The 21,551-nt window shown below is 63.0% G+C and carries 19 protein-coding genes and 1 riboswitch; of the genes, 10 read left to right on the top strand and 9 right to left on the bottom strand.

Annotated features, from left to right (window positions below; all coding sequences use genetic code 11):
- Positions 1–3: 3 nt before the first annotated feature.
- The 4 genes from FHS54_RS09935 to FHS54_RS09920 are packed head-to-tail and all read left to right on the top strand — an operon-like array spanning position 4 to position 3,404.
- Entirely contained in the window at positions 4–702 is a 699-nt protein-coding gene (locus tag FHS54_RS09935; RefSeq protein WP_341785971.1) for a biotin--[acetyl-CoA-carboxylase] ligase, read from the top strand.
- Positions 703–717: 15 nt separating this feature from the next.
- Complete coding sequence (locus tag FHS54_RS09930) at positions 718–1,497, top strand: type III pantothenate kinase (RefSeq protein ID WP_167303681.1); 780 nt, start codon at positions 718–720, stop codon at positions 1,495–1,497.
- Positions 1,497–3,134, top strand: a complete 1,638-nt coding sequence (locus tag FHS54_RS09925) for a ribonuclease J (protein WP_167303680.1) — start codon at positions 1,497–1,499, stop codon at positions 3,132–3,134. Before FHS54_RS09930 ends, FHS54_RS09925 begins: the two co-directional genes overlap by 1 nt.
- Positions 3,135–3,143: 9 nt before the next feature.
- Positions 3,144–3,404 carry a DUF1467 family protein gene (locus FHS54_RS09920; RefSeq protein ID WP_167303679.1) on the top strand — a complete coding sequence of 87 codons (261 nt, stop codon included), beginning with the start codon at positions 3,144–3,146 and terminating at the stop codon, positions 3,402–3,404.
- A gap of 374 nt (positions 3,405–3,778) precedes the next feature.
- On the opposite strand, the gene FHS54_RS09915 is transcribed toward FHS54_RS09920, so the two are convergent.
- Positions 3,779–6,451 carry a coiled-coil domain-containing protein gene (locus FHS54_RS09915; protein WP_167303678.1) on the bottom strand — a complete coding sequence of 891 codons (2,673 nt, stop codon included), beginning with the start codon at positions 6,449–6,451 and terminating at the stop codon, positions 3,779–3,781.
- Positions 6,452–6,530: 79 nt separating this feature from the next.
- On the opposite strand from FHS54_RS09915, the gene FHS54_RS09910 reads away from it, so the two are divergent.
- From FHS54_RS09910 to FHS54_RS09890, 5 genes are all read left to right on the top strand, one after another.
- On the top strand, positions 6,531–6,833 hold the full coding sequence (locus tag FHS54_RS09910; protein ID WP_167303677.1) for an Hpt domain-containing protein: 303 nt from the start codon (positions 6,531–6,533) through the stop codon (positions 6,831–6,833).
- Positions 6,834–6,910: 77 nt separating this feature from the next.
- Entirely contained in the window at positions 6,911–8,077 is a 1,167-nt protein-coding gene (locus tag FHS54_RS09905; protein ID WP_167303676.1) for a hypothetical protein, read from the top strand.
- 46 nt (positions 8,078–8,123) lie between these two features.
- Positions 8,124–9,221: a DUF2336 domain-containing protein gene (locus FHS54_RS09900; protein ID WP_208404903.1), complete on the top strand. Its 1,098-nt coding sequence runs from the start codon at positions 8,124–8,126 to the stop codon at positions 9,219–9,221.
- Complete coding sequence (locus tag FHS54_RS09895) at positions 9,218–10,600, top strand: sensor histidine kinase (RefSeq protein WP_167303675.1); 1,383 nt, start codon at positions 9,218–9,220, stop codon at positions 10,598–10,600. Before FHS54_RS09900 ends, FHS54_RS09895 begins: the two co-directional genes overlap by 4 nt.
- A 750-nt stretch (positions 10,601–11,350) precedes the next feature.
- A riboswitch (ZMP/ZTP riboswitch) is annotated at positions 11,351–11,431 on the top strand.
- A gap of 16 nt (positions 11,432–11,447) precedes the next feature.
- On the top strand, positions 11,448–11,918 hold the full coding sequence (locus FHS54_RS09890) for a protein tyrosine phosphatase family protein (protein WP_167303674.1): 471 nt from the start codon (positions 11,448–11,450) through the stop codon (positions 11,916–11,918).
- A 206-nt stretch (positions 11,919–12,124) separates the two neighbouring features.
- On the opposite strand, the gene FHS54_RS09885 is transcribed toward FHS54_RS09890, so the two are convergent.
- Both FHS54_RS09885 and gltX read right to left on the bottom strand, forming a co-directional pair.
- Positions 12,125–13,411, bottom strand: coding sequence for a citrate synthase (locus FHS54_RS09885; protein WP_167304355.1), 1,287 nt, complete (start codon positions 13,409–13,411; stop codon positions 12,125–12,127).
- Between the two features lie 10 nt (positions 13,412–13,421).
- Positions 13,422–14,888 (bottom strand): glutamate--tRNA ligase, encoded by a 1,467-nt coding sequence (gene gltX / locus FHS54_RS09880; protein ID WP_208404883.1) that lies wholly within the window; start codon positions 14,886–14,888, stop codon positions 13,422–13,424.
- A 15-nt stretch (positions 14,889–14,903) separates the two neighbouring features.
- Here gltX and FHS54_RS09875 point away from each other — a divergent pair, with 15 nt between their 5' ends.
- The gene (locus FHS54_RS09875; protein WP_243855727.1) at positions 14,904–17,069 is read left to right on the top strand and encodes a ComEC/Rec2 family competence protein; all 2,166 of its coding nucleotides are present in this window, start codon (positions 14,904–14,906) and stop codon (positions 17,067–17,069) included.
- Here FHS54_RS09875 and lexA read toward each other — a convergent pair.
- Genes lexA through trpD form a run of 6 tightly spaced genes read right to left on the bottom strand, consistent with a single transcriptional unit; the run spans position 17,060 to position 21,512 of the window.
- Positions 17,060–17,728: a transcriptional repressor LexA gene (gene lexA, locus FHS54_RS09870; protein WP_167303673.1), complete on the bottom strand. Its 669-nt coding sequence runs from the start codon at positions 17,726–17,728 to the stop codon at positions 17,060–17,062. The genes FHS54_RS09875 and lexA overlap by 10 nt on opposite strands.
- A complete protein-coding gene (locus tag FHS54_RS09865) occupies positions 17,722–18,072 on the bottom strand; it encodes a hypothetical protein (protein WP_167303630.1) in 351 nt (116 codons plus the stop codon). Before FHS54_RS09865 ends, lexA begins: the two co-directional genes overlap by 7 nt.
- 14 nt (positions 18,073–18,086) lie before the next feature.
- A complete protein-coding gene (locus FHS54_RS09860) occupies positions 18,087–19,268 on the bottom strand; it encodes a molybdopterin molybdotransferase MoeA (RefSeq protein WP_167303672.1) in 1,182 nt (393 codons plus the stop codon).
- Positions 19,265–19,735, bottom strand: coding sequence for a cyclic pyranopterin monophosphate synthase MoaC (gene moaC / locus FHS54_RS09855; RefSeq protein ID WP_167303671.1), 471 nt, complete (start codon positions 19,733–19,735; stop codon positions 19,265–19,267). The genes FHS54_RS09860 and moaC overlap by 4 nt, the downstream gene beginning before the upstream one ends.
- Positions 19,732–20,523 (bottom strand): indole-3-glycerol phosphate synthase TrpC, encoded by a 792-nt coding sequence (trpC, locus tag FHS54_RS09850; RefSeq protein WP_167303670.1) that lies wholly within the window; start codon positions 20,521–20,523, stop codon positions 19,732–19,734. Before trpC ends, moaC begins: the two co-directional genes overlap by 4 nt.
- Positions 20,520–21,512, bottom strand: coding sequence for an anthranilate phosphoribosyltransferase (trpD, locus tag FHS54_RS09845; RefSeq protein ID WP_167303669.1), 993 nt, complete (start codon positions 21,510–21,512; stop codon positions 20,520–20,522). Before trpD ends, trpC begins: the two co-directional genes overlap by 4 nt.
- Between the last annotated feature and the right edge of the window lie 39 nt (positions 21,513–21,551).

Genomic DNA, 21,551 nt, shown 5'->3' with positions numbered 1-21,551 from the left:
GATATCCGTTTCGTACAGGAGACCGGCTCCACCAACGCCGACATGCTGGCATTGGCGGAGCAGGGGGGGGCTGAAGGCACATGGCTGCGCGCGGCGCGTCAGACGGGTGGCCGTGGGCGAATGGGCCGGTCCTGGGAAAGCCCGGAAGGCAATCTCCATTGTTCCACCCTGGTCAGGCTCCGGCCGGGCGACCCGCAGCCGCATAGCCTGGCGCTAGTTGCGGCCAACGCCGTCCATGCTTTGGTGGCGCCCTTGTGCGAAGGGCAGGCCAGGATCAAATGGCCCAACGACGTGCTGGTCGACGGCGCGAAGATCGCCGGCATCTTGCTGGAGCGGTCAGGCGATGCGGTCGTGGTGGGGATCGGCGTCAATGTCGCCGGACATCCGGCGAATCTGGATCGGCCCGTGACAAGCCTGGTAGCGCAGCAGGCCAAGGACGCGGAAGCGGCCCAGTTGCTGGAGCGTCTGGCCGAACTGTTCGCCCACTGGCTCGCCATCTGGCGCGCGCAAGGGCTGGATCCGGTGCTGACCCATTGGCTGCTCAATGCCCATCCGACCGGCACGCCCATGCGCGTCGCGCAACCCGATGGGCAAGTGATCGAAGGATCGTTCGATACGCTCGACCGCCAGGGCATGCTGATCCTCCGCTTGGCGAATGGCGAAGCGCGTGTCATTCATGCGGGCGATATCTTTCTCATCTGAATCCGGGGACCGGCCATGCTTCTCGCGATTGACGCGGGTAACACCAATGTTGTTTTTGCGCTGCTGGACGGGCGGGATATCCGCGCGCGCTGGCGCATCGCGACCGATCCGCGCCGGACGGCCGATGAATATGCCGTATGGCTCAACCAGCTGCTGATGTTGGAAGGCTATTCGATAGGTGATGTCGACGCGGTCATTATCGCGACGGTCGTGCCGCGGGCGCTCCACAATCTTCAGGTTTTGGCCGAAAAATATTTCAAGGTGACCGCTTTGGTGGCGGGACAGGCTCCGGCGGAATGGGGCGTGGAACTGGACGTCGAAGAGCCAGCGTCGGTCGGAGCAGACCGGGTTGTCAATGTCATCGCGGCGCACCATTTATATGAAGGCGACCTCATCGTCATTGATTTCGGCACGGCGACGACTTTCGACGTGGTCGATTATCAGGGAAGCTATAAGGGCGGCATCATCGCGCCGGGGATCAACCTGTCTCTCGATGCGTTGGTCACCGCTGCCGCCAAACTGCCTAAGATCGCGATCGCCCCGCCAGAGAACCGATCGGTTATCGGTCGGACGACGGAAGCGCAGATGCACATTGGCGTCTTTTGGGGCTATGTGGCGATGATGGAAGGGTTGGTCGCGCGGATACGGTCCGAAATCGGCCGCCCGGCCAAAGTAATTTCGACGGGCGGCCTCGCCGCTCTTTTTGATGAGAATAGCGATATTTTCGATGCAATCGCGCCCGACCTGACGATCATGGGGCTGGCGCTGTTGCACGAACGGAGTTTGAAAAACTAATGACACCTGGAAATGAGCTGCTCTTCCTGGCCCTGGGCGGGTCGGGGGAGATCGGCATGAACGTCAATCTTTACGGCTGCCAGGGCAAGTGGGTGATGGTCGATCTGGGCCTCACCTTTGCCGACCCGGCCTATCCCGGTGTCGAGTTGGTGCTGCCCGATCTCGCCTTTATCGAGGAACGGCGGGAGGATTTGCTCGGCATCGTGCTGACGCATGGGCACGAAGATCATATCGGTGCCTTGCCCTATCTGGCGGCTGATCTGGGCGTGCCACTCTATGCCACGCCTTTCACGGCGGGCCTGATCCGGTTGAAGCTGGAGGAAGAAGGCCTCAGCCGAGAGGTCAAGCTGCACGTCATCGAAAATGGGGGCAGCTTTGCCCTGGGGCCCTTCGGCTTCCGCTATGTGCCGCTGGCGCATTCGATTCCAGAAGGCAACGCCGTGCTGATCGACACGCCTTATGGGCGGGTGTTCCATACCGGCGACTGGAAACTGGATGAACGGCCGCTGCTGGGCCAGCCTTCCACGCCAGAGGAATTGACGGCGATTGGGGACGAAGGCGTGCTGGCGCTGGTGTGCGACAGCACCAACGTCTTCAATTCGGAGGCGAGCGGTTCCGAAGGCGACGTGCGGGAGGGGCTGATGCAGACCATCGCGGCAGCCAAGGGGCGCGTGCTGGTCACGACCTTCGCCTCCAACGCGGCGCGCCTGCAGACTTTGGGAGAGGTCGCGAATGCGGTCGGGCGCAAGCTGTGCGTGGCGGGACGGTCGCTGGATCGCATCATCTCGACGGCCAAGGCGGCTGGCTATCTTAAGGATTTTCCGCCCACCATCGATTGGGACGACGTCATGGCGTTGCCCCATAATGAAGTGATGATCATCGCCACGGGCGGCCAGGGTGAAGCGCGCGCGGCGCTGTCACGCATTGCTTTCGATAGCCACCCGATCAAGCTGAGCACGGGCGACACGGTCGTATTTTCATCCAAACAGATCCCCGGAAATGAAATCGCCATTGGTCGTATCCAGAACGCCCTGGCCACAAAGGGCGTTCTGATGGTCACCGACCGCCAGGCAGAGGTGCATGTATCCGGGCATCCGGGGCGACCCGAGCTGGAAGCGATGTATCGCTGGGTGCGGCCGCAGATTTTGCTGCCGGTCCATGGTGAACGGCGGCACATGGCTGAACAGGCGCGGCTGGGGCTGGCAAGCGGTGTTCCGCATGCCGTGGTGCAATCAAACGGTGATTTGCTGCGATTGGCACCCAATGGTCCTGAGATCATCGGACAGGAATCGACCGGAAGGCTGGTGCTGGACGGCGACGTTATCTTGCCTGCTGACGGATCGACGATGAACGAGCGGCGCAAACTGGCCCTGCATGGGCAGATCAGCGTAGCCGTGGCGTTGGATGGCAAGGGCAGGGTTTTCGGAACCCCGGTTCTCAAAACGCAGGGGGTGCCGGTGGAAGAAGACAAGGCCGCATTCCTGACGGAAGCCGCGCAGGAAGCGGCTGCTGCCGTTCCGAAGGGGCAACAGGATGAAGAGGCACTGCGCGAGCGGATCAGGTTGGCGGTGCGGCGTACGGCCACGCGCTGGACCGGCAAGAAGCCCGTGGTGGACGTGCTGCTCATTCGGCCCTAAGCCATCGCCATGAACTGGTATGCTATCCTCGCCATTTATGTGCTGTTCTGGGTGATCTGCGCCTTTATCGTGCTGCCCTTTGGTATCAGGACCCCGGATGAAACCGGCGAAGTGATATTGAAGGGGCAGGCGGACAGCGCCCCCAGCAATTTCCGCCCCGGCACAGTCGCCCTGCGCGCGACCATCCTGTCGGCGGTGCTGTTCGGCCTCTATTATGCCAATTATGTTCAGGGCTGGGTGACGTTGGATCGGTTCGTAAGCCCGTCCTGATTGCGGCGGTGTAAGAGTATTCTTGCGGCATGAGGTAGGAAACACACCAAGCTGGGGTTTTTACACCCCCAAGCGGTGGGAAACAGCGATCGGTTGGATCATCGTCAGCCGCGCTGGCGGTAATTGCAACGAGCGTTAGATGGAAATCACTTTCCTCCATTCGCCCTGAGCTTGTCGAAGGGCTCTACTTCTTCAGGCACCAGGCGTCAGAAGGAAAGCGAAGGGCTTCGACATTTGAACGAGACAAGCGGCTCGTTCAAACAGCCCGAACGGGTGATTGCGACTGACGCCGTCCACTCTAAGTCACATTTCCTCTTCCGCTTTCAGCCCCTTGATTGGGCTTCTCCACGGGTCACCCGCGTCCGCACCCGCTACTACTGACGCAATCGCTCGATAGCCTGGGCCAGCGCGACATACAGCTTGCCCATGTCCGACGAAAGAATGGCGACGCCCAGCGCATTGCCGTCGCGCGCCGACAGGATGATCCGCAGCATCGATTCAAAATCATGGATGTAGCGGTTCACATGATCCTGAAATTCCAGGTCATTGTCATAATGCAGCGCGATTTCGCGGGATTCGCCCGCGTCGAGCAGCCTCACGGCGCGACGGGTGAACACACCACGGTCGCCCTTCAGGTAGGACGACCAAGCTGAATCCGTGACGTCGTTCGACAATATCTTGGTGACATCGATCGCAGTGCTGTTGAGCGATTCGATCAACAGCGCGGCGCGGCGGCTGAAATGATCGCGATCCCGCTCTTCCGAAGCGCGTTCGGCTTCTTCGATCCGCGATTGCACCGTGGCGCTGGCGTCGGCGATGGTCAGCAGCTGGCGGGTGAGGCGATCGGATGCCTGATGGGCGGCCTTGACCGCTTCTTCGGCGACCCGCGCCACCATCTCGATCTGCGCCGTCACCTTGTCGTCAATGGCGCGCCGCAGGGCTTCCTCGCTGGCATCGGCCAGCGATTGCGCTGCGTCGGGGATCGCCCGGCCCAGCGCCTGACGGGCGCGCTCCGCTGCCTGATCCGCAGTGTCCTTGACCCGGAGCAGCGCGGTCACCAGCAGCGGCCCGGCACCCTCCGTGATACGTGTCGCATCCTGATGCGCGTTGTCGAGTGCGGTGCGCAGCTTTTCCACCAGTTCGCGATTGGCCTCCACGCCGCTTTGCGTGCTTTCCAGCCATTCGGTAAGTCGACGGCCCTGACCGCGCAGCAGTTCTTCGGCTTCATGCGCGCGCCCGGTCAAGGATTCGGAAATCGCCTCCAACCGCTCCAGTTCGGGGGCCGCGCTTTCCAGCAGCGTGCGACTGGTTTCGATCCGGTTGTCGAAACGCTCCAGCGCCGCCGGGAAGGTTTCGTCCAGCTCGCGGACGCTGGAATCCAGCGCCACCAGCAGCGTTTCAGCAGAGCCGATCAGCTTTTCGGCGGTCAGGCCTCCCGCCGCCAGCGAACTGTCTATCCGTTGCGTCTCTGCCGTCAGGCGGCTGAGCGCGTCGGTCAGCCGTTCGTTCCGCGACAGGGCGGCTTCTTCCAGCGCGGCAAAGCGCGCGTGCGCGCTATCGATGGATTCGCCCAATGTCGCCTGCAGCCCCGCGACGAGGGTCCGCTGGCCTTCGACCAGATCGTTAATCTGGTGAAGGCGGCCTTCAATCTCGCCCATATGGTCGGACAGGCCGGACACGGTTTCATCGCTGATGCTGTCGATGCTGGAGCGCGAACGGACGATAAGGGCGTCGACAGCTTCCGCCTGCCGGATCAGGCCGTCATCGGTCGCAGCCATCCCCTCGCGCGCACGGGCCAGGGCCGCGTCGACACGATCACGAAACTCCGCCTCGATCCTTTCGGCGTCCTGGGACAGCGCAGTCACGGCGTTCTGGCTGGTCGCCGAAATGCCCGCCTGCGCGGTTTCGACCAACGAACGGAGCGCGCCCGCCTGCGTGGTAAGGTCCTCATCGGCGCTCGCCATGATGTCGCGGGCATGGGCCAGCGCGGCTTCCAGCCGCTGCCGGACATCAGCTTCCGCCGCTTCCAGCTTTTCCGTCAGCAGGATCGTCGCAGCCTGCGTGGTTTCCGCCAGATTGTCCCTGGTCCGTCCCATCAATCCGTCGAGCATCGCCGACTTGCGTTCCAGATCCTGCCAGCCTTCTTCCATCGCCTTGCGCGCGCTCTGCGCCGTCGCGTCGATACGCCCGGATGCGACATCGGCCAGGCCATTAACCTCTTCGCTGGCGGAATGGGTCGCTTCGCGCAACTGGGTGAGCTGGGTCGACAGGCTCTTGGTCGCCGAAAGGGTCCGCGCGCGCGCGTCGTCGGACAGTTCGCCGATCGCGTGCAGGCGGGCTTCGAGCATGTCGATCCGTTCGGCGAGCGCGTGGCCATTATCGTTGATCTGGGCGGCCATGCGGATGGCGCGCTCCTCAAGGTCGGGCATGGACGCGATCAGGGCGTCCATCTTTGCGACCAGGGCTGTTCCCGCGCGCTCGGCGGCCTCTGCCTTTTCCGTCGTGCTGTTCGCCCGGCTGGCGATCAGTTCCGCGGACGCTTCCATATTGCTGCTGGCGGCCGCGCCATAGCTGTCGAGCAGTTCCGCCTGGTCCTGCATAGCCTGCCGTGCGTTGCTCAACTGCCCGTTGATCCGCGCCAGCCGCAGCTCCAGCATTTCCGCTTCGGTGCGCAGCGCGCGGGCGGTGTTCAGGTAGCGGCGCGATTCGGCGCGACTGTTCCGGGTGAGGATGATGTAGCAGACGCCCAGCAGCACGATGGGCACCAATATCGTCGCAACGATGCCGGGCCACGCGGTCGGACCGCCACGCCACTGTCCCGAAATGATGGTCGCCCAGCCCGCAAAGCCCAGCCACAGCAGGGCGATGGCCGCAAATGCCAGCCCGGTTCGCCGGGCGGCGCGCTCATCCTTTGCGCTGGCCTCGCTTTCCGCTTCAAGGTCCTGGAGCGCCTGCCTTGATTGCAGATCATCCCCCACCTGCGACTCGCTTGCGGTCGCGATGCTCTTGTTTCGCCAGAATTCGACGATTGTGCTGCCCCCGGTCATGGACCCATCCTATCATCTTTTCAGCGCAACAAAATGCCCTGTTACCAAAACTTAACGCAAGCCCGATAGCGTTGACCTCATGTCCTATGATCCTGGCGCCCTGGATGCCGCACTTGCCGCGGCTGTCGGTGAAGATATCGCACTGATCGCAGACCTGCGCGTGGCGTTCATGGAAAGCGCCGACCGGCAACTGGATCTGCTGAGCCGCGCCCGTTGCGACGCGAATTGGGAACTGGCCGCCTGGCGGTTGAAGGGGCTGGCGGCGAGTTTCGGCCTGACCAGCCTGATGGCCATTGCCGATGAAGCGGCCAGCAGCGCACCCGGCGATCCTCGCATTTTGCGTCAGATACGCATGACGCTGGACCGGCTTCGCAACGGCTGACGCGCAGCGCGCTTGCGCGAACGCTTCCTCCTTGCGAAAAGGCGGCCTCACAAGAAACGGGTCGGTTCCATCGCAGCATGACATTTGCCGCCATTCTCAGCGCCAGCCGGACTTCTGGCCACTCCAGCGGATCGTTACGCGCAAGCCTGCTGTTCGCGGGCCAGACACTGGTCGAATATCAGGCGCGGCAGGCGGCGCGGGCGGGCGCGGACAGGATCATGATCCTGGTCAGCGTGATAACGCCAGCCCTGTCTCAGGCCGTCGACCGGCTGAGCGCGGACGGCATTCCCGTCGCCCTTGTCCGCGACATGGTGTCGATGGTCCGGGATGCGCCGCGCGATGCGGATGTCCTTCTGGTCGCGGACGGCATCATCGTCGCCCAAAGCCATTTCGAATCCATCGCCGAGCAGGAGGGTAACGCCCTGCTGGTGACCGACGACAGTCGCGCCAGCGCCCCGTTCGAACGGATCGACGCCGGTCAGCGCTGGGCGGGCCTGGCGCGAATCAGCCCCGACCTGCTGTTCGGAACGCTCGACATGATCGGCGATTGGGACCTGTCGCTGACCCTTGTCCGGGCCGCCGTGCAGAGCGGCGCGCGCCGCGTCACCGCGCCGCAGGACGATCTTCTCACTGGCCGGGTCGCCCTGGTCGAAACGCAGGCGCAAGCGGACGTCGCGGCGCAAAGCGTCATGTCGTCGGGATCGCGCGCGGCGCGGGGACGGGGCGGGGCCGAACATTATCTGCTTTCACCGCTCGCCCGGCTGGCCAGCCCCGCGCTCATGCGGACGCAGGTCCCCGCGACGCAGGTGCGGATTGCCGGCATGGCGCTGGGCGCGATCGCATTGGTGCCGGTCGAACTGCTTTGGCCCGCGACCGGCTTCATCCTGTTGTTGCTGGCGCTGTTGCTGACCGAAATCGCCGACCGTCTGGATGAGCTGGCGTTGCGATCGCCGCCGGGGGGATGGCCCGCCTTTGTCGCGCCCTTCTTTGCGGTGGGCGGCATTTCGCTCGCCGGATCGGGCGTGCTTGCGACATGCCTCGCACTGCTGCTCGCGATCATTCAGGTCGCCGACCGGTGGCGCAGGACAGGCGCAGCCCGACCGTGGATGATCTTCACGCCCGCAACCGCCCTGCTGCTCCTGCTGCTGACCACGTGGGTGGGCGCATTTTCGCTGGGATATGTCCTCTCCATGCTGTGCGCGATCGCGTCGGTGGGCGGCATCATCCTGCTGAAACGCGACTGAAAAAATTTCCTGCTTAGGGTTTAGTGCATTTTAAGGACGCGTGGCTATGCTGCCCGGCATGAGCGCCTTTTCGTTCCCTTCCGGGCCTATGGTGACGGACATCTGGCCCATGGCGCGAGTCATGGCGGGCATGTCCGCTGTTCCCGTCGGCCATGCCATTGATCTGGCGTTTTTCTTTCCCGACGCGGATAGAGAGCGGCACGATGCCCTGATGGCGGAAACCCGCCGACATCTGGGCGGATGCCTCACCGGGATAGAATCCGCCTTGCGAATCGCGCTGAGCGACCAGCCACAAATTGCCGCCGTGCTGGCGCAGCAGGCGAGCGCCATTTCCTGGCCGACCATATGCGCGCAGCCAACCTTGCTGGGCCCGGCATTGCTTGCCCATATGCAGATGCGCGCGGGCGTCACGCTGATGCTGCGTCAGTTCGGACAGCCCGACGGGCAGTTTGATGAAGCGGAAGCGGACGCCCTGCTGTGCACCGGCGACCCGGCCATCAATGAAACGCTGGCGGCGCTGGCCGTGGCGGAGGGACGCTGGCTCGCCATAGGGGCGGAGGATGAGGCGATGGCCCCCGACCTCCCGGTGGAACATTATGCCGAACTGCTGTGGACAGCCGCCGCCTGCATGGCCGCGGTCGTCCAACGCGCCGGAACCAACGATGCCGAAGCGATCCTGCCCCTGTTTGAAAAGGCAGGCCGCACGCTGCTGGCCGCGCATGATGAGGCAAAGGGGCCGATAGCCATCGCCGCGCGCCTCGTGCGCCAGCTGGGTGAACGCGCCGACGCCGCCGATCTTTTGGGCGCAGCCCTGGGCCAGCGCCGCTTCCTGCTGTTCGCGGCACTTGCGGCGCGGCGGCTCAGGATGGATTGCGCCCATGTCGCCGACATCATGGTGCTGGGCCCCGTAAGCGAACTGGCGGCCCTGTGCCGTGCGCTGGGCGGATCGGACGTGGATTACCGGCTTTTGTTGCTCGCCTTGCGCCCAGTGCGTCCGTCGCTTTCGGACGCGGCCATCATAGGCGAATCGGATCGCTATCAGGCGCTGACCGAAGCGCAGGCCGACGCAGCGGTCAGCGCGCTTCGGGTGCCAGCCGCGTTGCGGGCCAAATTTGATCATCTCAGCCGGGTCGCCTTACGATGAATATGTCCGCTCATCCGGCCGTCGTTCGCGCGATGGTGGCGGCCAACGGCCTGCTGCTCAGCGCCGACCCGCCATTATTGGCGCTGCAGCGGGAGGCCGGGGCGGATGTCGGCGCGCTGCTCGCCATTCCGCAGCTTGCGGGGATCGTGCGGCTGTCGCTGCGTCTGGGCGTCACCGTGTCCCGTCCCGTCACTGCCGCCGCCGAACGGGGCGACATCGACATGTGGGTGCGGGCCAAGCCGGAAGCGGACGGCGTGCAGATCAGCGTCATTGAATGGAGCGAGCGGCCCGCCGCCGTCATGCCGGTCGACAATGTGCGGCGCGATGCGGACATCGCCGCCGTTGCAGAGGGGTGGACCTGGCAGATCGACACCCAGTTGCAGTTCCAGATGGTGCTGGAAGGGGCAGGGCAGGAAAGCGTCCTCCCCAATACCCAGCCAACGCCGGGCAGCCGCTTCACCAGCTATTTTCAGCTTCAACCTGATGAGGATGGCGACCTCGCCATCCTGCGGGGCTTTGCCCAGCGGCGCGCTTTCCGGGATCAGATCGCCACTTTGGTGGCCGAACCCGACCGGCAGTTCAGCCTGTCCGGCTTCCCCATGTTCGACATTGCAGGCCAGCTTTTGGGCTATCGTGGAAAGGCCTTTCCGGTCGATCGCGCCATCCTGACGCCGCATGTCCCGCCCGCGCCGGGCGTCATCATCTATCCGGCGGAGTTCGGCAGACGCCTCGACCGCTCGCTGCGCCAGCCGCTGGGCAGGATCATCGCCAACGCGGATTCCATCAATGCTCAGCTCGATGGACCGCTGCGCCCCGACTATGCCGGCTATGCAACCGACATCGCGGCGGCGGGACGGCATCTGATGGCGCTGATCGACGATCTGGCCGACCTGCAGGCGATCGATCGGCTGGATTTCACGGTAGCGACCGAAGATGTGGACCTGGCCGATATCGGACGGCGCGCGGCAGGCCTGTTCGTCGTGAAGGCGTTGGATCGCCAGATCCGCTTGATCGCGCCCGAAGCCCCTCAATCAGCGGTGGCCAGCGGCGAGTTCAGGCGCGCCCTGCAGATATTGATGAACCTGGTCGGCAACGCGGTAAGGTATAGCCCGGACGGCACCGAAGTCCGCATCGATACCGGCGTGGAAGAAGGCCGTGCATGGATCGCGGTGATGGATCAGGGCGCGGGCGTCCCCGCCGACAGCCGCGAACGCATCTTCAACAAGTTTGAGCGACTGGGCCGCAGCGATCCGGGCGGCAGCGGCCTCGGCCTCTACATCTCCCGCAGACTGGCGCGCGCAATGGGCGGCGATATCGAAGTGGACGACGCACCCGGCGGCGGCGGACGCTTCACCCTGTTCCTGCCGCTTGGGGGCTAAGGCGGGCGCGGTTTTTCTTCGCGAGCATCCGAAACCTGCCATTCCAGACCCGATCATGCGGCCACAAAGAACTACGTGCTCCTGCGTAGGCAGGAGCCCAGTCCCGCCCTATGAACTGGGCTCCTGCCTGCGCAGGAGCACGATAATCCTTCAGTCCGAGACGGCCTCCAGACGGCAAAGCCGACGTAACGGGCTCGCCCATTTGTTGCCATTCGGACGATGGTGATGCCCCGTCCTGCACGAAAACCAATCGTCACCCCAGCGGAGGCTGGGGTCTCAGGCGTTCACGACGCCTGAAAGGTCATGCCAGTCAGGATTACTTTCTTCGATCAACCAGAAGAAGACGCGCATACCCTATTGTTGCGCGTGTTCGCACGAGATGCCAGCCTTCGCTGGCATGACGGCAGGAGGAAAGCTGTGCTTTCCGAATGTGATAGCCGCCATTCACATCCCACCCCCGCCGCCGTTGAGCCGCAGGCTGTGCGCTCCACGGGCGTTTCGGTTCGAGGTGGCAAGCTGCCCATCGGCAAGCGACCACTCCGAGACATTCCCCTCCCGTAGACGGGAGGGGTTAGGGGTGGGCGCGAGCGAAGCGAGCTTCAAGCTTTGCCTTTGAAGAACATCACCAATGTTGCGCTGGCCCACCCCCGGCCCCTCCCGCCTGCGGGAGGGGAGAAGGATATCCGCTTCCCACCCAATTCCGCCGTCCTACGCCAGGCTAGGCGCTGTCGGCGTCATAGGGTATATGATCTGCGTTTGCGTGACTGGCGAGGAAGGTGGAGCACCACCGTGGAGCGCGAAACTTAGCTGCCGCTCGCCTGGGCACCCTTTGAATGAAGGTGCCCGTATGTCCGATCCTACCGATCTCTATAATTGGCGACGCCTCGACAACCGCATCACAACGTCAGGCCAACCGACTGAGAAGCAGCTTGCCGAGTTATCCAAACTCGGCATTAGGCACGTCATCAATCTTGGGCTGCACACACATGAAAAGGCGTTGCCTGATGAAGCCGCTTCCCTTGCTCGTCTCGGCTTGACCTATATCCACATCCCTGTGGATTTTGATCGCCCAACCGAAGAAGACTTCACTAAGTTCTGTGACGCGATGGCTAAGCTGGAAGATAAGCTACTACATGTGCATTGCATTGCGAACCTGCGAGTAACCGCTTTCCTTTACCGTTGGCAACGAGAGGTCTTGGGGCACGATGAGGTGCAAGCGCGGGTGCTGATGGATACGGTGTGGCAGCCAGGAGGCGTGTGGGCCTCGTTCATCGGGGATGATGTCGGCAGCTCGCTGCCCCATCGCTTCCCGACATAAGGTAACTCAACGAGGTCGGCGTCGGTCAGCTTTCCGGCTGACGCTGCCTCTAAGCCGCCCATCTGAAAACGACTCATAGCGGCAATTCGTCCCCTAATAGCGCCGCGTGGAACCGGACGCCGACACGCCTTTCATATGCCCCAGCCGCCCCAAAAAAAAACGGCGCCTCGAAGGCGCCGTCTCGTTATCTCTTCAACCGGACCGGTTCAGCGCTGGCTGACCGGCACATAGTCCCGCTCTGCCGGGCCGGTATAAAGCTGGCGCGGGCGGCCGATCTTCTGTGCTGGATCGGAAATCATTTCATTCCACTGGGCCACCCAGCCCACGGTGCGGGCCAGAGCGAACAGTACGGTGAACATTTCAGTCGGGAAGCCGATCGCGGACAGGATCACGCCCGAATAGAAGTCGACATTCGGGTAGAGCTTCTTTTCGATGAAATAGGGATCGTTGAGGGCGATCTGCTCCAGTTCCTTGGCGACGTCGAAGATCGGATCGCTAACGCCCAGCTTAGCCAGAACGTCCTTCGCGGTCTTCTGCATGACGGTCGCGCGCGGATCGTAATTCTTGTAGACGCGGTGGCCAAAGCCCATCAGGCGGAACGGATCATCCTTGTTCTTGGCGCGGGCGATATATTCCGGGATGCGATCGACGGTGCCGATTTCGCGCAGCATGTTGAGCGCCGCTTCATTCGCGCCGCCATGCGCCGGACCCCACAGGCAGGCGATGCCCGCCGCGATGCAGGCGAAGGGGTTGGCACCCGACGAACCGGCCAGGCGGACGGTCGACGTCGATGCATTCTGCTCATGGTCGGCATGCAGGATGAAAATCTTGTCCATCGCGTCGACGACCACCGGATCGGGCTCATATTCCTCCGCCGGGACCGAAAAGGTCATGCGCAGGAAATTGGCCGTGTAGCTCAGGTCGTTGCGCGGATAGACGAAGGGCTGACCCGCCGAATATTTATAAGCCATCGCCGCGATCGTCGGCATCTTGGCGATCAGCCGGTGGCTGGCGATCTTGCGCTGTTCAGGATCGCTGATGTCGGTCGAGTCATGGTAGAATGCCGACAGCGCGCCGACCACGCCACACATGATCGCCATCGGGTGCGCGTCACGGCGGAAACCGCGATAGAAAGTGGTCAGCTGCTCATGCACCATGGTGTGCAGCGTGATGGTGCGGGTGAAGTCTTCCAGCTCCGTCTTGGAAGGCAGTTCGCCGTTCAGCAGCAGGTAGCTGACTTCCATGAAGCTGGACTGTTCGGCCAGTTGGTCGATCGGATAACCGCGGTGCAGCAGGATGCCAGCGTCGCCGTCGATATAAGTAAGGCCGGAATCGCAGCTCGCCGTGGACGTGAAGCCGGGGTCATAGGTGAACATGCCGGTATTGGCGTAAAGCTTGCGAACATCGACGACCTTGGGGCCGACCGAGCCACTCAATATGCCATATTCATTGGCATTGCCGTCAACGGTCAAAGTGGCGCTGTTATCCGACATCATGTTCTCCTCAATTACTGCGGCCAGCCGATGTCTGCCCGACATCGTTCAGCCGCTTTAGGCTCTCCACTTTCCCAAGCAGGAAAAGGACATCAAAAATGCCCGGCGAAACCGTACGACCGGTCAGCGCCGCACGCAGAGGCTGAGCAACCTTGCCCAGTCCCAGTTCGGCTTCCTCCGCCACGCGACGTATCGCTTCTTCGATCGCTTCGACCGTCCAGTCCTGGACGGGATCAAGAGCGTCGGCTGTCTTGCCCAGCAGCTCGCGCGCCGATTCGTCTAGCAGAGCAAGCGCCTTCTCGTCAAAATCCAGCGGGCAACTTTTGAACAGAAATTCCGCACCCTCGGCAATTTCGTTAAGCGTCTTGGCCCGCGGCTTGAGCGAAGGCATCGCCAGCGCCAAAACGTCACCCGCGCCCGGCGGCAATTGGGCCATCCCCAGCCGCACGGCAATACGCGGTGCCGTCAGCCCTGCCAGCCGCGCATCATCCGCTTCCCGAAGGTAATGCGCGTTGAGATTTTCCAGCTTCTTGATGTCAAATCGGGAAGGCGACCTGCCCACGCCAGAAACATCAAACAATTCGATGGCTCGTTCACGGGAAATGATTTCCTCATCCCCATATCCCCAACCCAACCGCAGAAGATAATTGAGCACCGCTTCAGGCAGCATCCCCATTTCGTCGCGATAGGCATCGACGCCCAGCGCGCCATGACGCTTCGACAGCTTCGCGCCGTCCGACCCGTGGATCAGCGGGATGTGAGCGTAAACAGGTTCTTCCCATCCCATCGCCTTTATGATGCCGAGCTGGCGGAAGGCATTGTTGAGATGGTCGTCACCACGGATCACATGGGTCACGCCCATGTCGTTGTCGTCGACGACGACCGCCAGCATATAGGTGGGCGTGCCGTCCGAACGCAGCAGGATCATGTCGTCCAGCTCCGCATTCTGCACGACGACACGGCCTTGGACGGCATCCTCGATCACCGTCTCACCTTCGCGCGGAGCCTTCAGGCGAATGACATAAGGTGCGTTGGTCGGTGCGTCCGACGGATCGCGGTCCCGCCAGCGGCCGTCATAACGCATGGGCTGCTTCGCCGCCCGCTGCTGCTCGCGGAGTTCTGCCAGTTCCTCCGGCGTTGCATAGCAACGATAGGCGTCGCCTTGGGCCAACAGCTGATTGGCGACTTCGGCATGGCGGGCCGACCGTTCAAATTGGAATATGGCAGGCTCGTCGCCGCCCAGACCCAGCCATTCCAAGCCGTCAAATATCGCCGCGACAGCGCCTTCAGTAGACCGCGCGCGATCGGTATCTTCGACACGCAGCAAGAACTTGCCGCCATGGTGACGCGCGAACAGCCAATTGAAGAGGGCGGTGCGTGCGCCGCCAATATGAAGAAACCCGGTGGGCGACGGTGCGAAACGGGTGACGACCTGCTTGTTCAAACCCGTTGCACTCACCGCGAAATTCCCTGACATGCGTCTTGCTCATTCATGAACGCGACGCCCCCTAGCATGGCTTTGGAGCCACGACAAACCTCCGTTGGCGGCAACATCCGTCAGGCGGGCCTGCGCCTTTTTGCCCATCTGGAAAAAGGATTGGAACATGAGCGGGAGCAACTGGCTCTGTGGGTTCCTGTCGCGATCGGCATAGGCATTGTCGCGTGGTTCATTTTGCCCAACCGATTGGAATGGTTTGGATTTTGCTGTGTTTCCCTCGCATTTGCGAGTGCTGGCTTGGTGATGCCGACGGGCGGGCGGATGCAGCAGGTTTTTGTTCTGGGCGGCGTGCTGGCATGTGCGGGATGCGTGCTGATCTGGGGCAAGGCGGCGACTGTGGGGATGCCGCCACTGGCGCGACCTGTCTTCATGGAAGTGACGGGCGAGGTGAAGGCCGTGAATGCGATTCCCGCCCAGCAGATGAGTCGCTTATTGCTGGAGCCCATCGAAGCGCCTGCCTTGCCACGGCTGGTCCGCGTCAACATCGATGAAAGCGGTATGCCCCGAGGTGTGGGTGAGGGAGCCATCATCCGCTTTCGAGTGCGATTGATGCCCCCCGCTGCGGCCAGCCTACCGGGAGGATATGATTTCGCGCGCCGTGCCTATTTCCAGGGTATTGGCGCAACCGGGCGGGCGCTGAAGCCGGTGACAGTGCTTCGGCCCTCGGCCAAGGAGCGTCCGCTGCGGGCGCGTCTGTTCGCGCATATTAACGGGCGCGTCAGCGGACCGGGGGCGGGTATCGCGGCGGCGCTTGCCACCGGGGATCAAGGTGCAATCGCGGACGAAGATGCGGAGGCCATGCGGAACAGCGGCCTTGCTCACCTGCTTTCCATCAGCGGCCTGCATGTCACCGCGCTGGTCGGGGCAGTGATCTTCCTGTTGATGCGGTTGATGGCACTCAGCCGACGCGCCGCGCTCGATTGGCCGTTGATGTTGATCGCGGCGGCTGGCGGGGCGTTGGCGGGGATCGGCTACACCTTGTTGACCGGAGCGGAAGTGCCGACGGTGCGGTCATGTGTTGCGGCATTGCTGGTATTGGGCGGCCTGGCGTTGGGGCGGGATGCGATCACCCTGCGCCTGGTGGCGGCGGGGGCGGTGATTGTGCTGATGTTCTGGCCAGAAGCGCTCGTGGGGCCGAGCTTTCAGATGAGTTTCGCCGCCGTGGTCGCGCTGGTAGCATTAGGCGAGCATCCCAAATTTCGCGCCTTTGTGGCGGGGCGGGATGAGGGGATGTCGCGGCGGCTGGCGCGAAACGTTGGCACCATGTTGCTGACGGGCCTTGCCGTCGAATTGGTACTGGCACCGATCGCGCTGTTGCATTTCCATAAGGCGGGGATGCTCGGCGCTTTTGCCAATCTGCTGGCCATCCCCTTGACCACTTTCGTGGTGATGCCCTTGGAGGCGCTGGCTTTGCTGCTGGACATTATCGGCGCGGGTGCTCCTTTCTGGTGGCTCACCGGACACGCGCTCGACCTGCTTTTGGCCATTGCTCATGGCGTTTCGGCGAGTCCCTGGGCCGTTGTGATGACGCCCACGATGCCAATGGGCATATTCGGTGCTATCATCATGGGGGGCCTGTGGTGCCTATTATGGCGAGGCCAGTGGCGTTGGGCCGGCATGTTCCCTGTCGCCATCGGCGTTGCCGCGATGCTCATGGTTTCGCCGCCCGAAATATTGATCACCGGCGATGGCCGCCATGTTGCCCTGCGCTCATCGAGCGGAGAGATGGTTCTGCTACGCGCGCGTGCGGGAGATTATGTGCGTGACATGATGGCGGAAAGCGCTGGCTTTGGCGGCGTCATGGGGACCCTTGCCGATCTGCCAGAAGCACGTTGCTCGACAGATCTGTGCGCGGTGCAATTGCAAGGTGGCGGGCGGACGTGGCGATTGCTGCTGACGCGAAGTGACGTCTTGGTGGATAGGGCCATATTTGAACGCGACTGCGTCCAGGCAGACATTGTCGTGGCCGACCGAGGCCTGCCACCATGGTGCCGACCGCGCTGGCTGAAAGTGGACCGGCGGCTGCTGGCACGAACCGGAGGGCTGGCCATCGACCTGGATCAAGGCTTGGTGCGCAGCACGAAAATGCTGGGCGATGCCCACCCATGGGTCGTCCAGCCGATTAGAAGCAGCAAGCCAAGGTCGAACGGTCAGTTGTAGCGCCGCAGGAGTCCAGCCAGCTTGCCCTGAATTCGCACCTGACGGGGATCATAGACTTGGGGTTCATAAGCCGCGTTGGCAGGATCAAGTCGCACCTTGGGACCTTCGCGATGAAAATATTTGAGCGTCGCCTCGATCTCGTCGATCAGCGCGACGACGATCTGTCCCTCACGCGCCACTTCGGTACGTTGGATCAGTGCGAAATCACCGTCCAATATGCCTGCCTCGGCCATTGAGTCGCCTGAAACCTCCAGCGCATAATGATCGCCTGATCCTAGCAAGGCGGCCGGCACGGACAGCATGTTCTGCCCCTCCAGCGCCTCGATCGGCACGCCCGCGGCGATGCGGCCATGCAGCGGAATGTCGATCACATCATTGGCCGCTATCGGCGCCTTGGCGACGAGTTGCGGTTTGGACGGAGCCGCCTTCGGCGCGCGATGCATCGCCTCGGGCAGTTTTAGGACTTCCAGCGCCCGTGCCCGGTTAGGAAGTCGACGAATGAAGCCCCGCTCCTCAAGCGCATTGATGAGCCTGTGGATGCCGGATTTGGATCGCAGGTCGAGCGCTTCTTTCATTTCCTCAAAGGAAGGGGAGACGCCACCTTCGTCCAACCGGTTCTGAATGAAGCCGAGCAATTCCTGTTGTTTTGGCGTCAGCATGCCTGCTTGTCCTCCATGGAACGGATGGAGAACGCATAGGAAACGTATGGGGCCAAGTCAAGCGGCCAACCGTTAAGCGTAACGAAAGGAACGGAGTGGCCCGGCATCCGTTTCATGGCAGCCTTCGACAAAGGCGTGAATAGGAGAGTGAGATGGCAAACCAGAATAATCAGGGTGGTGATCAGCGCCGCCAACAGGGTGGCGACCGTTCCAGTGAGGGCGGACGTCAGCAACAGCAAGAGAACCGCCAGGGCCAAATGGGCGAAGGCCGAGGCAAGAATAAGAGCGGCCAGGACAAGCAACAACGCTAGGTGATCGCTCATCAGTTGAAGGAGGGGCCGCATTGCGGCCCCTTTTTTCATGCCAGGGGAAGGATGGTCACTTGATCGCCCGCATTGGCAGGTCGGGAAGCGGCGGGGCGCAGGATGAGGCAGTCAGCCTGACCCAAGGCAAACGCCGCTGCGCTATCTTGCGAAGTAATGCATGCCACGCCCCCAGCGTCGCGATAGGCGCGCAAATAATCGTCGCGCTCTCCCGTTGCAGGAAGCGGCGTGGTGAGGGGCGCTGTCGACGTCCGGGGAAAAGGATCAGCCGCGCCCGCCATGTGTCGGACCAGGGGCAACAGGAACAGGGTGGCGGTGACAAACGCCGAAACTGGATTTCCCGGTAATCCAAGAAATACCGCGTCCCCCAAGGTTCCTGCCATCAGCGGCTTGCCGGGGCGCATGCGGATTTTCCAGAAATCCAGCTTGCCGCCAGCGCGGGAAAATGCCGACCGCACAAAGTCATGATCGCCTACGGACGCTCCACCGGTCGACAGAATGATGTCCGCCCCAACGGCACGTTCCAGCGCCTTGGTCATCGCGTCCAGGCTGTCGGGCACGATCCCCATGTCCATGACGTCGCAGGGCAGGGTGTTGAGCATCGCAGCGATCATCGAAGCGTTTGAGGAGGGCAGAGAACCTGGCGGGGTCGGCGCGCCCGGAGGAACCAGTTCATTTCCCGTAGAGATCAATGCAACCCGGGGGCGGGGGCCAACCGGAAGCGCCCCGTGGCCACCCAGCACCGCTAGCGCAATCTGCGCTGCACCCAAGGCGGTTCCCGCCGCCAGCAATCGCTGCCCTGTCTGGAAGTCCGAGCCGGCCATTCGCACATTGCGGCCTTTAGTAAGTTCAGCTCCTTCGGGGTGCAGCACATCATTGTCGACGGCTGCATTCTCCTGAATGAGCACCGTGTCCGCGCCTTCGGGCAGCGGGGCGCCGGTAAAGATGCGGCAGCCTTGGCCGGGCGGAAGGGGAGGGGGAACAGCGCCGCCAGCCGCGCTTTCCCCCGTTATGCGCCAAGGTCCTGGCCATTCGGCGGCGCGGATGGCGTAGCCGTCCATGGCCGAAAGATCTGCCCAGGGCTGGCTACGCAAGGCCACGACTTCGTTGGCCAGCCAGCGGCCCGCACAATCGGACATGGGCAACTGCTCAGCGGGAAGCCGAGGGGCCAGCGCCAGCAGCCGGGCCTGCGCCTCCGCGACCGGGATCAGGCTCAAGGAGCGCGCCAGTCGCCCGACTTGCCGCCGGTCTTGGTCAGCAGACGGACCCCATCTATGACCATCGCCTTGTCGATCGCCTTGGCCATATCGTAAATCGTCAGCAGTGCGGTCGAGGCGGCTGTCAACGCCTCCATCTCCACGCCTGTCTGACCAGCGGTTTTTGCCGTCGCTTTTACGGTGATGCCTTGCGTTTCAAGGTCAAAATCGATGGTCACCGATGTCAACGCGATCGGATGGCAGAGCGGAATGAGGTCGGCCGTGCGCTTGGCGGCCATGATGCCCGCCACCCGTGCCACGGCAAGCACGTCACCCTTTTTTACGAGGCCCTGGGCGATCGCTGTCGCTGCCTCTTCGTTCATGGAGATGTGGCCGGTGGCCACTGCTACACGGGACGTCACCGCCTTGGTCGAGACATCGACCATCCGGGCCGATCCGTCGTCACCCAGATGGGTGAGGCCGTTCATGCGCCCGTGAGCAGCGCGCGGGTCGCCGCCTCGACATCTGTCTGGCGCATCAACGATTCGCCGACGAGGAAGCAGCGTACGCCATGGTCCGACATGGCGATCAGGTCCGCATGACTGCCGATGCCGCTTTCCGCGACGAAGGTGCAGCCTTCGGGCGCCTGGCCGATCAACTCATAGGTTCGTGCGAAATCGACACTGAAGTCGCGCAGGTCGCGGTTGTTGACCCCGATGAGGCGGGATCGCAGCTTCATCGCTCGTTCCAGTTCGTGGGCGTCGTGAACTTCGATCAGCGCGTCCATGCCCAGACCCAGCGCGGCGTCCTCAATTTCCGCCATTTGCGCATCGTCAAGCGCCGCGACGATGATGAGAATGGCGTCCGCACCCAGCGACCGGCTTTCAAGCACCTGCCAGGGGTCGACCAGGAAATCCTTGCGCAACACGGGCAGGGTGCAGGCCGAACGGGCGGCGATCAAATAGTCGTCATGCCCCTGGAAATAGGGTTCGTCCGTGAGGACCGAGAGGCAGGCGGCACCAGCGGCGGCGTAGGACCGGGCGTGGGCGGGTGGGTCGAAATCGGGGCGGATGAGACCCTTGGAAGGGCTCGCCTTTTTAACCTCGGCGATGAGGCCGAAACCGGTGCGCGAAGCGGCGTCCAGAGCCTGGCGAAAGCCGCGTGGCGGGGTTTGCCCAGCGGCACGCGTTTGCAGGTCTGCTACGGTCGTAGCGGCTTTGCGGCGAGCGACTTCTTCTCGTTTTGTATCGCAGATTTCGGTCAGCTTGTTGGTCATTTATAGGCAATCCAGCACTGGAGCAGGGCGTTGGCAAGCCCGCGATCGATCGTTTCTGCGGCTTCTTCCACGCCGTCGCGAAGGTTTGGCACGGCGTCCGCGACCATAAGGGCGGCGGCGGCATTCAGTAGCACGGCGTCACGATAGGGTCCCGGCTCCCCCAGGAGCAGGGCGCGAAGCGCCACTGCGTTATGGGCGGGGTCGCCGCCCCTGATTGCGTCGACCGGATGGGTTGAAAGGCCGATTTCGGCAGCGGTGACGCGGTGCATCGCGATCAGGCTGTGACCCTTTACCTCTGCCATGTCGTTGCCGCCCGCCAGCGACAGTTCATCCAGGCCTTCGTCCCCGGAAATGACCAAGGCGCGATCGACGCCCAACTCCGCCAATGCTTCGGCGTAGATCGGGACGTAGGCAGGCCGGGCGATGCCCACCAATTGGCGGCGCACGCGGGCGGGATTGGCGAGGGGGCCCATCAGGTTGAAGATAGTGCGTTCGCCGATCGCCTTGCGGATCGGGGCCAGCCGTTTGAGCGCGGGGTGGTAATTTTGCGCGAAGAGGAAGCAGATGCCAAGGTCGGCCAGCGTCGCTTCGGCGGTCTGGGCAGCGCGGTCGAGGTCAAGGCCAAGTGCTTCGAGCGTGTCGGCTGCCCCGGCCTTGGAGGAAGCGGCGCGGTTGCCATGCTTGGCGACGGGGACGCCAGCGGCCGCCACCACCAGGCTGACCGCTGTGGATACGTTCAGCGTATGATGGCCGTCACCGCCGGTTCCACACACATCGATCGCGCCTTCGGGAGCGTTGACGGGGATCATGCGTGCTCGCATCGCTCGTGCCGCCGCAGCGATTTCCACGGCAGTTTCGCCGCGCTGTGCCATGGTGACGAGGAAGTCCGCGATCTGCGCTTCCGAAAGATCGCCATCGAACAGCAGGTCGAATGCGTGGGCGGCCTTATCGGCGCTAAGTGGTGCTGCAGGATCGGGCAGGCTGGTCATGGCGGTGCCTTAATCATGCTGCCGTGCTGGAGTCGAGAG

The organism is Sphingobium vermicomposti, from assembly GCF_011762025.1.
GTDB lineage: Bacteria > Pseudomonadota > Alphaproteobacteria > Sphingomonadales > Sphingomonadaceae > Sphingobium > Sphingobium vermicomposti.
This window is presented reverse-complemented; position numbering and strand designations above follow the sequence as displayed.